Origin of the sequence: Nonomuraea fastidiosa, assembly GCF_042751225.1 — a bacterium.
Classification (GTDB): domain Bacteria; phylum Actinomycetota; class Actinomycetes; order Streptosporangiales; family Streptosporangiaceae; genus Nonomuraea; species Nonomuraea fastidiosa.
In genome coordinates, this window is sequence record NZ_CP170570.1 from 5,416,779 (window position 1) to 5,429,208 (window position 12,430).

Genomic DNA, 12,430 nt, shown 5'->3' on the forward strand with positions numbered 1-12,430 from the left:
TATGCGCATGAAGTTCGCGGGAAGTGAAGCAGTGGCCGTTCGGTGGCGGAGCGCGGCGGGGCGGCGGGCGGCGGGGATCGTCGCGGCCGCGCTGGCCGTCGCGCTGGTAGGAGTGGGCCTGTTCCTGGGCACGGGTGTCTCCAGTGCCCGGCCGAAGCTCTCCGACGTGGGCGCCTGGCTGGCCAGCGCGCTCAACGGCGAGGTGGTGCACGCCAACGGCCTGTCCGGCCAGCTCGACGGCCGGGTGGACCTCGCCTCCGCCGACGGGCAGGAGCTCAAGGTCGTACAGGACGGCGACAACGTGCTCGTCATGGACGAGTCCACCGGCCAGGTCAGCCGCATCGACCCCACCCAGCTCGAGGTGGCGCAGACCGGCAAGCTCGGCGCGGGCGGCATGCAGCTCGTGATGGGCGCGGGCAAGGCGTACGCCATCGACCCGCGCGGCGGCACCGTACAGCAGCTCAACCCGCTGACGGTGGACACGATGGGCGCCCCGATCACGCTGAAGCCGCCGCTCGGGCAGGGCGGGCTGGACAAGAACGGCACGCTGTGGGTGCCCGTCCCCGAGGAGGGCACGCTCGTCCAGATCAACGGCGATCAGAAGGGCAAGGCGGTCACGGTCGGCGAGCCCGGAGACCCGCTCTCGCTGACGATCGCGAACGGTGTCCCGCTGGTCACCAACTCCGCCGCCGCCACCGCCCTGGTGATCGGCGGCACCGGCACCAGGCTGCAGGTCAGCCTGCCCAGCACGATCACCGATGCGGGCGGCGCCGGCCTGCTCGTGCCCGCCGTCGCCGAGAGCCAGGTGGTGCCGGTGCTCGCGCCGAAGCAGGGCGCGCTCGTGCTGGTGGACACCTCCACCGGCGCGCTCACCACGGTCGCGGTCAAGGGCGGCAAGCTGGGCGCGCCGCAGGCGCTCGGCCGCCGCATCTACATCCCCGACGAGAGCGCGGGCAAGCTCATCGTGTACGACACGGTGGCCAAGCGCTTCGAGGCCGACCGGGTCGTGACCGGCAAGTCGGGCCCGCTGGAGGTGTTCGTCAAGGACGGGCTGCTCTGGGTGAACGACCAGTTCAGCGAGGTCGCCCTGGTCATCGAGGAGGACGGCAGGCAGCACCGCGTCGGCAAGTACGACGAGGCGCTCGGCCAGAACGACACCCCGACGCCGCTGCCCGAGCCCACCAACGTTCCGACCGTCGTGCGGCCCACGGTCGTCACCACGGCGACCACGAACGTCCCGACCGCGACGACCACGGTGCCCGCGCGGACGACGACCGCCGTGCCGACGGTGACGGTCACCGCCACCCCCACGCCGACGGTCACCCATACGCCGACTCCCACGCCGACCCCGACACCGACTCCGACCCCCACGCCGACGCCGACGGTCACTCCCGACCCGCCGGGCGGTGTCACCGCTAACTCCGGCCCCGGCTGGATGGAGATCGTCTTCACGCCCTCGTCCAAGGGCGAGGTGACCGGCTACCGGCTCAAGGGCGGCCCGAGCGACGGCGACGTCACGCCGTCGCAGGTCAGGCCGGACGGGCCGTTCCAGTTCCGGGTCACCGGCGGCAGGTGCGACCAGGAGTACACGTTCCAGGTCGTCGCCGTGTACGACGGCGGCGAGGTCGAGTCGGCCCCGTCCATCCCGGTACGTCCCTGCGTCGCCCCCGGCGCACCCTCCGGCTTCACCGCCAAGGGCAAGAACCACGGAGCCGACCTCACCTGGTCGGCCCCTGAGAACGCGCAGGACGGCGTCACGTACATCCTGGAGGGCCCAGGACAGCACCCCGCGCAGCCGGAGGGCACGAGCGCCGAGGTGACCGGGCTCAAGAACGGCCAGAGCTACACGTGGACGCTGCGCGCCAGGAACGAGGCCGGCGAGAGCGAGGAGCGCGCCGAGGCCACCGCCGACCTGAAGCCGCCGTCCGCCCAGTTCAAGAACGCGAACAACGACGACGTGAACACCCTCATCCGCTCCGCGCCCGGCGGCGGCGAGGTGGGCAAGATCCCGAAGGGCGTGTACATCACGCTCACCGTGCTCTGCCAGCAGAAGGGCCCCGCCTACACCGACGAGTACACCGGCCAGAGCAGCGACGTCTGGAACAAGATCGAATCGCAGTACGGCAACGGCTGGCTCAACGACGTGCTCGTGAACACGCCGAAGGGGGGCTTCCCCGCCGCCCCGCTCTGGGAGTGCGAATGATCACCCGCGCGGGGTGGGGCCTCGCCGCGGCATCGGCGCTGGTCTACGCGGCGGGCGCGCCGCTCGGCTACGGCCAGGCGGCGGTCCTCGCGGTGACCGGGCTGGCCGCCGTGGGCGCCGGCGCGCTGTGGACCCTGCGCGGCGCCCGGCTCGAGGTGCGGCGCGAGGTCACGCCGGTCAAGGTGGCCCGGGGCGAACCGGCCGTGGCCGTCCTGCACGTGCGCAACGCCGGCCGGTGGAGGCACTCCGGGCTGGTCGCGCGCGACACCTGCAGGGACACCACGGTGACCGTGGACGTGCCGTCGCTGGCGCGGCGGTCGGCGCGCACCGTGTCGTACCGGCTGCCCACCCGGCGGCGCGGGCGCACGCAGGTGGGGCCGCTGCTGCTCGACCGCGGCGACCCGTTCGGGCTGGCGCGGCGCTCGATCGCGTACGGGCGGGCCGACGTGCTCCTCGTACGGCCCCGCACCGTGCCGCTCACGCCGCTGCACTCCGGGCGGCGCCGGCACCTCGACGGGCTCGCCTCCCGCTCCGCCCCGGCCGGGGCGAGCAGCTTCAACGGCCTGCGCGAGTACGTCATCGGAGACGAGCTGCGGCACGTCCACTGGCGCTCCACCGCCAGGACCGGCACGCTCATGGTGAAGGAGCTGACCGACGTCAACCTGCCGGACACCGTCGTCGTGCTCGACACCCGCGCGTCGTCGTACGAGGGGGACGACGCGTTCGAGCTGGCCGTGGACGTCGCCGCGTCGGCGGCCTGCGCCGTCGCCCGCGACCGGTTCCCCGTACGGGTGCTCACCGGGGACGGCGAGCTGCTGCACGCCAAGGGCGGCCCTGGCGAGGACGAGGAGGTCCTCGACCGGCTCACCCTCGTGGAACGCTCGGACCGCGCCGAACCCCCGCGCCACGCGCTCCGCCAGGCGGGGGCGGGCGGAGCGCTGGTGCTGGTCAGCGGCGACCACGCGGCCCTGGCGGACGCGGCGGCGCTGCGGCGCCGCTTCGACCAGGTCCTGTTCGTCCGCGTCGGCGCGCCCGCAGCGGATGGCGGGCCCCGTGCCGCCGGGGTGACGGTCATCGAGGCGGCCGACCTCGGCGAGCTGGCGGCGGCATGGCCACGCTGACCCCACCCCCACCGGCCCCCGGCGGCCCCTCTCCCGACGGCCACCCGACGGGACACACCGCGGCCACGGGACGACCGCCCTCCGGCACCGCGGGTCCCGCACCCGCGCAGCCTTCCGGCGCGACGTTCGCGCAGGCCGCACCGGCGCAGTCCCAGGTTCCGGGACAGCCGCCGTCCCGCTCCGCCCCGGCGCAGACCTCCATGCCCGCGCCCGGGGAGAGCAGCCCGGCGTCCGGGCCGGGCGGCGGGTTCGCCGCTGCCGGGAGTGGCGCGGCGCCCGGCGGAGGAGCACCCGGCTCGGGCGGTGCGGCAGGACCGGCCGGGCGAGGCGACGCGGCGACGGCGGCCGCCCACGGGACCTCGGCCGGGCAGGGCCGCGAAGGCGGGTCCCGATCGGGCGCCGGGGAGCGGGAGTCCGCTGGGCGGAAGGCGGCGGCCGTCGTCGTGGCCGGGCTGCTGGCGGCCTGTGCCGGGCTGGCGTTCGACGGGGTGTTCCCGCTGGAGTCGCTGCTGCCCGTGGTCGGGCCGGCGGCGGGCGGGCCGTGCGTGCTGGCGCTGGCGCTGTCGGGGCGGTTGCCGCTGTGGGGGACGATCCCGATCAGTGTGCTGGCCTGGCTGACGACGGTGTCGGCGACCCTCTTCAGGGAGCAGGCGTGGCTCGGGTTCCTGCCCGGACCGTCCGCCGCCGGCGCGGCGTTGACCGGTGTGCGCGACGCGGGCGGGTGGCTGCTCACCACCATCCTGCCCGCCGCCCCGGGCAGCCCCGCGATCGTGCTGGTCAGCTTCCTGGTCTGGGCCGCCGCGACCGTGGCGGCCGAGCTGGCGCTGCGCCGTCGTGCCGCGATGCTGCCCGCCGTCGCCGCGCTGCCGGTGTTCGCGGTGGCCGTGGTGCTGGGGGTGGCCGGGGGCGGGACGGTCGTGCCGTACGCGGCCTGCTTCGCGGGCCTCGTCCTGCTGCTCGGCCTGGTCAGGACCGGCAGGTCGCCGCTCGCCGTGGCGGCGGGGGTGCCGCTCCTCGCCCTGCTGGTGCTGGCCGCCACCGTCGTGGCGCCCGTGCTGCCCATCGCCGAGCGGCCCTTCGACGTACGGACCCTCGTCGAGCAGCCGCCACCGCGGCCGATCAAGGGCGTGAGCGCGCTCGACCAGGTGTCGGCGTGGCTGCAGAACCCGCGGCGCGAGCTGTTCACGGTCGAGACGTCGTCCGACGCGAACCTGCGGCTGGCCGTCCTGGACACCTTCGACGGTGTGAGCTGGACGTCCAGCGCCGGCTTCGTCCCCACGGGCGGACGCGTGCCCGGCGCCGACGACGCCACGCGCGAGACCGTGGAGCAGCGCTTCACCGTGCAGAAGCTGCCGGGCCCGTGGCTGCCCGCCGCCGACAGGCCGCTCTCCGCGACCGGTACGGACCTCGTGGTCGATCCCGCCACCGGCATGCTGGCCAGCACGCAGGCGCGGGAGGGCCTGACGTACCGCGTGACCTCAGGAATCCGGAGATATCCGGCCGCCGAGCTGCGCCACGCCACCCCCGCCGACGACCCGGAGCAGCGCCGCCTCCCCGACGGGCCCGACGGCCGCACGCCGCCGCAGCGCGCCCGCCTCGGCGAGATCGCCCGCCGCGCCACCAAGGGAGCACGCAGCCCTGGCCAGCAGGCCGCCAAGCTGGCCTCCTACCTGCGCAAGCACGCCGTGAACGACGTCAACGCGCCTCCCGGGCACAGCTACCGCAGCATCGAGTTCTTCCTGACCGAATCGAAGCGGGGGACGACCGAGCAGTTCGCCGCGTCGTTCGCGCTGCTGGGGCGCGCGCTCGGGCTGCCCACCAGGATCGTCGTCGGGTTCCGGCCGGGAGAGAAGAAGGGCGGCGTCCGGCAGGTGCGCGGCGGCGACGTGCTGGCCTGGGCGGAGGTCGAGTTCGACGGCATCGGGTGGGTGCCGTTCTATCCGACGCCGTCCCGTACGCGCTCCGGCGACGGCGGCGACGTCGCCGAGGGCGCGCCCAAGCAGGCCAAGGAGATCGAGCAGGCCATCAACGACTCCGCCGGTCAGGCCGAGCCGACGCCCAAGCCTTCCACCGACCGCCCCACCCCGCCGCCGGTCCCCGACGAGGACGCCTCGGCAGGGCCGCTGATGTGGCTCGCCGCCGGCGGGGGCCTGGCCGCCGTCTACCTGCTCGCCGTAGCGATCGTCCCCGCCGTACGCCGGGCGCGCCGCCGCAGGGCTCCTTCGCCCGCCGCCCGCGTCGTCGGAGCCTGGCGGCAGACCGTCACCCGGCTCCGCACGGCCGGCCTGCCCGTCACGACGGGGACGCTGACCGCCGGTGAGGTGGCGTTCCTGGCGGAACGGGCGCTGGACCCCGCCGCCCGCGAACCGCTCACGGCCCTCGCCGAACTGGCCAACCTCGCCACCTTCGGCGACACCCCCGTGGACGCCGCGGACGCCGACCTCGCCTGGCGGCACTATGCCGCTGTGGATGCGGTGGTGAAGGGGAACGTGGGGGTGCTGCGTCGGGCGGCCGGGCGGCTGTCGCCGGTGTCGCTGTTCGGCTGAGGTCGGCTGGACGGGTGCGGCTGAGGTCGGCTGGACGGGCCCTCGTGGGACTCGGTCCAGGTGAGCGGGACGGCGCGTGGCTCGGCTGGAGGTCTGCCCGGACGGGGCGTGGCTCGGCGAAGGTCAGCTGGAGGGTGGCGTGACCAGGGGGAGCACGATCGGGGGCTGGACGTCGTCCTCCGTGCCGGTCTCCGCCGCGCCCCTGATGCACAGCGACGACGACCAGGCCACCGAGGACGGCTGCCCGAGCGCGACCACCGCGCCCACCTTGAAGCAGTAGCCGGTGCCGGGGTCGAGCTTGCCGACCGTGTACGTGGTGCTGCCGCTCGGCGCCGACATCAGCCGGTCATCGGGGGCCTGCTGGACGATCACCGGGTACTGGGTCTTGCGTGCCGACTTCCACGACAGCGTCACCGTGGTGCCGTTGTCGGCGACCAGCTTGAGGTTCTTGGGGCGGTAGGCGGTGAGCGTGGCCGGGTCGGGGGTCCTGAGCGTGGCCGGCGGGGAGGTGGCCGGGTCGGCCGTGCCCTGCTCGGGAGCCGGCGACGGCACGGCCTGCGGCTGACCGCCGGTGGCCCGCGCGTCGGGCTGCTGCCGCCCGTCTCGGTTTCGCGTGTCCTGAGGCTGCTCGCTCTGCGGCCGGCCGTCGTGGACCACACCGTCCTGAGGCCGGCCATCGCCGGACCGGTCGTCGCTCGACTGGTCGTCCTGTACGGCCGGGTCACCGGGCGGCGTGGCGCCGGCCCCGCTGTCGGCCGTCAAGGTGACGCCCCGGTCGCCGCTCATCGCCAGCGCCACACTGCCCGCACCGGCCAGTACGGCAAGCGCGGAAACGCCCGCCACGATCAACGGCATCCGCCCGCGCCGCCGCTCCTGCGCGGCGTCCTGGGCCTGCGCGGGCGCACTCGCCTCGGGCGGCGGCGGGAGGAACGGCTGCGGCCCCGCCGGGGGCCTGACCCGGGAGCGCTCCGAGTCCACGGTCCACACCAGCTCCCGGGGCCCCGACCGCTCGGCACCGGAAACCTCGCCCTGCCCGGTTCCAGACGCCTCTCCGCGCCCAGGCGGCCCGGCCGGTGAAAGGACCTTAGCCTCCGACTGCTCGGCCGACGACGACGGCTCCCCGTAACCGGGCGCGCCCGGCACGGGCAGCCGCGCCGTCCGCGGCAACTGAGGACCGGGCTCCGGCAACAGCGCGGTGCGCGGCAGCTCCGCGGCCGACTGAGCTGAGGGCGCGGCCGAGGATCCGGACGGATGCCCGGCCGGCAGGGGCCCGCCGGCCTCGCCGAACGGCGGCCGCGACCCCGCCGCACCCCCCGGCTCGCCGCCGATGACGTGCGGGCCGTTGGCGGGGCCACGCTGGTCGGTGGGAACGCCTGCGGGCGGATGCTGCCTGGTCGGGGTGCCGGTCGCCTGGGGCAGGGCGTTGTGTGCGGGAGCGGCGTGCTTGTCGGCGGTGGTGGCCAGGTCGGTGGCGGCGGGGCGCGCGGCCGGATCCTTGGAGAGGGCCTGAATCAGGGTGGCGGCCAGGTCCTCGGGGACCGACGCGGGCAGTGGCGGCGGGGCCTCGGTCAGGACGGCGAGGGCGAACTTTGCCACGTTTCCGTCCAGCGCGAACGGGGGACGGCCCGTCAGCAGCTCGTACGCCGTCGAAGCCAGCGCGTACACATCCGAAGCGGGCACGGGCGGGCGGCCCTCAAGCTCCTCCGGGGAGGCGTGTACCGAGGGCGGCGTTCCGTCCGGCAGCTCCACTATCGACATCAGCGCCGACATGGCGAATCCGGTCAGCTTCACGCCGTTCCCGGCCGGCACGATGTTCTCGGGGATGACGCGGCCATGGACGCCGCCCGCCGCGTGCGTGGCCGCGACGGCGCGGGCCACGGCCGCCACGAGTGCGGCGGCCTGGTCAAGTGGCATCGGGCGGTCGCGGCCCGGGCGTTCGGCGAGGGTGGGGCCGTCGTGCGGGGGCGTCACCAGGTACGGTCGCCCGTCGCCGGTCGCGCCCACCTCCAGGACGGGGATCACGCCGCCGTGGGCGGACAGCTCGGCGGGGAAGCCGAACCCGCGGATGATCCGCTTCAGCGCCCGCTTGTCCACACGGTGGCAGGCCAGCGTCTTGACCAGTACGTCCGCCCCGGTCGTCGCCGAGCGCGCCCGGTGCACGGTCCAGGGGCCGTCGTGGCCGGCCGGTCCGAGCAGGTGATGACCGCGTACCCGGTCGGCGAGCGCGGTCATGTGATCAGGGGCGGGCCGCCCAGGTCATCGCTGTCGAACGGGTCGTACTCGGTGAGCGGCATCTTCATGCGCTCCCGCTCGCGCTCCTGCCCGGCACCGGCCGCGCCGCCGAGCGGCGGGATCATGCCCATCGGCCCGCCGGTGAGGCCGGCCGCGCCGGGCGTGGCCGAACCGCCGAGGCCGCTGCTGCCGAGGCCGGTGGCGGCGACGCTGCCGGGCACGACCGTGGGGCCTGAGCCGGTGGGCGTGCCGGGCACGAACGCCTGCGGCGCGGGCACGTTCGTGTTGGGCAGGCTGGACAGGTTCGTGGCCGGGTTGCTCAGCTCGGCCTGGTGCAGCGCCGGGTTCTGCGGCTCGGGACGCTGCAGGCCGGGGTTCGGGAGGCCGGGGTTCCGCAGTGCCGGGTCGTCCGAAGACGGAGTCCGCATGTCCGGGTTCTGCTGGGACGGGTCCGGCTGCGCGGGGTTCTCCAGCCCCGGGTTCTGCGACGACGGATCCTGCGACGACGGGTCCTGCAGCGAGGGGTCCGGAATCGACGGGTCGCGCAGCGACGGGTCTTCGTAGTCCGGCATGTCGGGAACGCCCGAACCGGGGAGGCCGTCGCCGAGGTCCGGCGTCGAGCCGAACCCCTTGTACGGGTTCTCGGTCAGCCCGCCGCCCAGGCCCAGCCCAGGACCGGCCCCGAAGTCCGGCATCCCGGTCGCCGGAGCCGTGGCCCGCTGCTCCACGTGGTCGCCGATGGAGTGGTAGACGTCCTGGATGAAGCGGTTGAGCTGCTGCAGGTGGTGGCGGGCGAGCGCGTGGGCGTTGGTGTCGGTGCCGACGACGTCGCCCATCCAGTCGTCCAGGTCCACGCTGCCGGTCCTGGGCACGTTGTTGTGGAACCAGGGCAGGACGTCCCTGCCGTACCAGATGAGGGGCTGGCCCACGGACTGGGCGGCGAAGCTGAGCCGGCCGAGGTCGCGCTGGAGCTCGCCGATCTTCTCGAAGATGCCCTCCAGCGACTCGCCGCCCAGGGTCTCGGCGATGCGGGCGGCCTCGCGGTGCAGCGTCTCCACCGACTCGGCGCACATCTCGGCGATCTCGGTGTACCTGCGCCCGGCCTCGGCCACCTTGTCGGGCTTGGTGGACTGGATGAGGTTGGAGATGTCGTCGCTGCTCTCCGCCTCGCCGTACTGCGGCAGGGTGCCGTCGATCTGCGGCACCCGCGGGTCCTTGAGCGCTCTGACCCAGTAGTCGGTCATCGGGCCTCCGTCACTTCCTGACGCCGCCCGCGATGGCCTGGTCAGCGCTCTTGGCGGTCTTGACGGTCTCGTCGAGTGCCTGCACCACGGCCGCGTACACCTGGGTGATGCGCCCGATCGCCTCGTCGATGGTCCGGTACGCCTGGTCGGTGGTGAACTTGAGGTCCATGGCGGCCTGCCACGTGCCGAGCTCCCGCTCGGTGAGCTGGGCCCGCGTGAGCCGGACCTGCAGGCTCTCGCCCGCCGCGCCCTGCAGCCGCTCCAGGTCCTGGCGCAGCCGCTCGACCGGGGACGATGGGAGCGGCCTGCCGGACTGCGGGTCCTCGTACTCGCCGATCTTGATGAACATCGTCTTGCTCGTCGTGCCCGGGTCCACACGGTTGGCCGCGAGCAGTTCGTCGAGCTGCGCCTGGGCCGGGGCGGGCGGAGGCTCCGGCGGGTAGTCGCCGTTGCGGTGGTCGTGGATGTGGTCGGCGTAGGCGTCCTCGACGCTGCGCGGCCCGACGTGCTCCTCGTGCGAGGAGATCGCGTCCTCGTGGCCGACGGTCCGCGTGGGACGCTGTAGCCGCGACAGCCCGATGCCCGGCCTGGGGGCGCCGTTGCCGTCGCCGCCCTCGGCGACAGGTACCGTCATGCTCACTCCCCGCGTCCGCACCGGTGTCCGCATCGGCATGTACGTCAACGATCGACGGACGTGCCGACATCTGCCTACCGGCCGCACCGCCAGGTGAAGCGCCATTTCAAGATATTTCTAAGAGAGCCACAGCAGCCGGATATGTGGGCAGACTTCCGTTTCGTGCCTTCGCTTTGGTACGGCGCCGCCGCTCTCCTCCTGGCGCTCACCCCGACCCCGGCGCCGACGCGTCCGGTGTCCCCGACCCCGGCGCGCGCGGTCACCTGCGACCCCGAGCCCGGCGTCGCCGAGGTCACCGGGACGCCGTGGCCGCAGGAACGGCTGCGGTTCTCGCAGGTGTGGCGGCTCACCAGGGGCGAAGGCGTACGGGTCGCGGTCGTGGACAGCGGCGTGGACGCCGCGCACCCGCAGCTCCGAGGTGTCGTCACCGACCAGGTGGACCTCACGGGGACGGACGCGCGCGACTGCGTCGGTCACGGCACCGCGGTGGCCGGCATCATCGCGGGCCAGGACCTCACCTCGCGCGGCGTGCCGGTGCTGGGCGTGGCGCCGGCCGCGAAGATCCTGGCGATCAAGCAGAGCGCGGGCAGGTCGGGCGACGTGTCGCGGCTGGCCGCCGCCATCCGGCGGGCCGCCGACCTCGGGGCCGACGTGATCAACGTGTCCGTGCAGGCCCACGACGCGCCCGAGCTGAAGGCGGCGGTGGCGTACGCGCAGGAGCAGGACGCGGTCATCGTGGCCGCCGCCGGGAACGTCGAGCAGGACGGCGGCGAGGTCACGCCCGCGTACCCGGCCGAGTACCCCGGCGTGATCGCGGTCGGCGCGGCCTCGCCCGACGGCGACAAACCGGACTTCTCCAATGGCGCCACCCGCGTCTCCGTCACCGCGCCCGGCGCGGGGATCACCAGCGCGTGGACGGGCGGCGGCTACCGTACGGGGCTCGACGGCACCAGCTTCGCCGCCCCCTTCGTCTCCGGCGTCGCCGCCCTCGTCAGAGCCCGATATCCGGACCTCGACCACTGGCAGGTCAAGCGCCGCATCGAGCAGACCGCCGAGGGCGGGGGAGCGGCGGGCACCGGCGCCGGACTCATCAACCCGCTGCAGGCGGTCACCTCGGTGCTGCCGCCGCCCGACGGCCCCGCCACGGCGAGCGCCGCCGCCGCGCCGCCGCTCGTGCTGCCCGCGGCGCCCGTCCCGGACCCGCGCACGCGTACGGTCGCCGTCGGCATCACCGCCGGCGCGGCGGGCGTCACCGCGATCGTGGTGTTCGTGGCGCTCATGCTGCCCAGGGCCAGGCGCAGAGGCTGGCGCGCGGGCGGCCCCGCGACATTTACAGGAAAGTTGAAATCGCAGCCCGGCCCGCCGGAACCCGCTTACGTTGATCCGGGAGATATCCCGGCCCGCGCCGCGCCGAAAGGAGCACCGTGGTAAATCAACCGACCACTTATACCGAGGGCAGCCAGCATAGCGCCGCAGAACGCGCGCAGCAGGCCGTCGCCAACATCGAGCAGATCTACAACCGGCTCACGCAGATCCCCGAGACGCTCGGCGCCGCCTGGCAGGGCGAGGCCGCCACCGTTTACCAGCAGGTTCTCGCCGAGTGGACGCCGCAGTTCAGAAGGGTCATCGACGCGCTCAACTCGATCGGCGAGAACCTGAAGGCGACCGGCATTCAATACAACGAGGCGAACACCCAGGCGACCGATGTGGCGGCGAAACTCCGGGCCGCGCTCGCCGGCGGCGAATTCTCCGGGCCCGTCTCCTGAACCACGGATCGAGGAGCTGACATGAGCGACATCATTCTCGCCAATTTCGACGAGATGGACGAGATCGCGAACGAGCTCGGCCGCGCGTACACCAATCTCGTCGGCGAGCTGGCGGACCTGGAGGCCGACTTCAAGGTGCTGGAGACCTGGGAGGGCGCGGCCAAGGAGGTCTACATGGAGGCCAAGCGCCAGTGGAACGACGCCGTCGTGAAGATGGGCGACACCATGCAGCGCTTCGGCCCGTCGCTGCAGGAGGCCACCGGCATCATGCGCGAGGCCGAGCACGTCAACGTGCGCCGCTGGACCGGCTGAGCAGGTGAACGAGCCGCTCATCGACCCGGCCGCCGCCGGGGACCGCACCGTGTGCCGGCCCGACGCGCTCCTCGACGTGGCCGGCAAGCTGCAGCGGGAGCTGCTGCCCCGGCTGGAGGCGGCGCGTTTCCAGGTGCCGGACCTGAGCCGGGGAGCCGCGGGGACGTGGGACATCGCCCAGGGGTACGCCGACACCGTGCGCCGCGCCCGCGAGGCCACGGGAGACTCGCTGCAGTTCGTGCTGGAGCAGGTCCAGCGGGTCATCGGCGACCTGGCCGACACCGCGACCACCGTACGCGACGCCGACCAGCGGGCCGCGGGCGTGGCGGGCCGCACTGACAGCGCGAGATAGAGGCGCGAGATAGAGGAACG

10 protein-coding genes are annotated in these 12,430 nt (G+C 74.2%); 7 read left to right on the top strand and 3 right to left on the bottom strand.

Annotated elements, in window-relative coordinates; translation table 11 throughout:
- The first annotated feature begins 31 nt into the window (after positions 1 to 31).
- From ACFMQL_RS25150 to ACFMQL_RS25160, 3 genes are read left to right on the top strand one after another with little or no spacing between them, the layout of a single operon-like run.
- Entirely contained in the window at positions 32 to 2,203 is a 2,172-nt protein-coding gene (locus ACFMQL_RS25150; protein WP_378787292.1) for a fibronectin type III domain-containing protein, read from the top strand.
- Positions 2,200 to 3,324, top strand: coding sequence for a DUF58 domain-containing protein (locus tag ACFMQL_RS25155; RefSeq protein WP_364056395.1), 1,125 nt, complete (start codon positions 2,200 to 2,202; stop codon positions 3,322 to 3,324). Before ACFMQL_RS25150 ends, ACFMQL_RS25155 begins: the two co-directional genes overlap by 4 nt.
- Positions 3,312 to 5,870 (top strand): transglutaminaseTgpA domain-containing protein, encoded by a 2,559-nt coding sequence (locus ACFMQL_RS25160; protein ID WP_378787294.1) that lies wholly within the window; start codon positions 3,312 to 3,314, stop codon positions 5,868 to 5,870. The genes ACFMQL_RS25155 and ACFMQL_RS25160 overlap by 13 nt, the downstream gene beginning before the upstream one ends.
- 123 nt (positions 5,871 to 5,993) lie before the next feature.
- On the opposite strand, the gene ACFMQL_RS25165 is transcribed toward ACFMQL_RS25160, so the two are convergent.
- Genes ACFMQL_RS25165 through ACFMQL_RS25175 form a run of 3 tightly spaced genes read right to left on the bottom strand, consistent with a single transcriptional unit; the run spans position 5,994 to position 9,980 of the window.
- A complete protein-coding gene (locus ACFMQL_RS25165; protein ID WP_378787295.1) occupies positions 5,994 to 8,102 on the bottom strand; it encodes a protein kinase in 2,109 nt (702 codons plus the stop codon).
- The gene (locus ACFMQL_RS25170; RefSeq protein WP_364056386.1) at positions 8,099 to 9,346 is read right to left on the bottom strand and encodes a hypothetical protein; all 1,248 of its coding nucleotides are present in this window, start codon (positions 9,344 to 9,346) and stop codon (positions 8,099 to 8,101) included. The genes ACFMQL_RS25165 and ACFMQL_RS25170 overlap by 4 nt, the downstream gene beginning before the upstream one ends.
- Before the next feature lie 10 nt (positions 9,347 to 9,356).
- Positions 9,357 to 9,980: a hypothetical protein gene (locus ACFMQL_RS25175; RefSeq protein WP_378787297.1), complete on the bottom strand. Its 624-nt coding sequence runs from the start codon at positions 9,978 to 9,980 to the stop codon at positions 9,357 to 9,359.
- A gap of 162 nt (positions 9,981 to 10,142) precedes the next feature.
- Here ACFMQL_RS25175 and mycP point away from each other — a divergent pair, with 162 nt between their 5' ends.
- The 4 genes from mycP to ACFMQL_RS25195 are packed head-to-tail and all read left to right on the top strand — an operon-like array spanning position 10,143 to position 12,410.
- Positions 10,143 to 11,411, top strand: coding sequence for a type VII secretion-associated serine protease mycosin (gene mycP, locus ACFMQL_RS25180; RefSeq protein WP_364056381.1), 1,269 nt, complete (start codon positions 10,143 to 10,145; stop codon positions 11,409 to 11,411).
- The gene (locus ACFMQL_RS25185) at positions 11,405 to 11,746 is read left to right on the top strand and encodes a WXG100 family type VII secretion target (RefSeq protein ID WP_364056378.1); all 342 of its coding nucleotides are present in this window, start codon (positions 11,405 to 11,407) and stop codon (positions 11,744 to 11,746) included. The genes mycP and ACFMQL_RS25185 overlap by 7 nt, the downstream gene beginning before the upstream one ends.
- A gap of 21 nt (positions 11,747 to 11,767) precedes the next feature.
- Positions 11,768 to 12,058 (top strand): WXG100 family type VII secretion target, encoded by a 291-nt coding sequence (locus ACFMQL_RS25190; protein WP_364056375.1) that lies wholly within the window; start codon positions 11,768 to 11,770, stop codon positions 12,056 to 12,058.
- Between the two features lie 4 nt (positions 12,059 to 12,062).
- Positions 12,063 to 12,410, top strand: coding sequence for a hypothetical protein (locus ACFMQL_RS25195; protein WP_364056372.1), 348 nt, complete (start codon positions 12,063 to 12,065; stop codon positions 12,408 to 12,410).
- Positions 12,411 to 12,430: the final 20 nt, after the last annotated feature.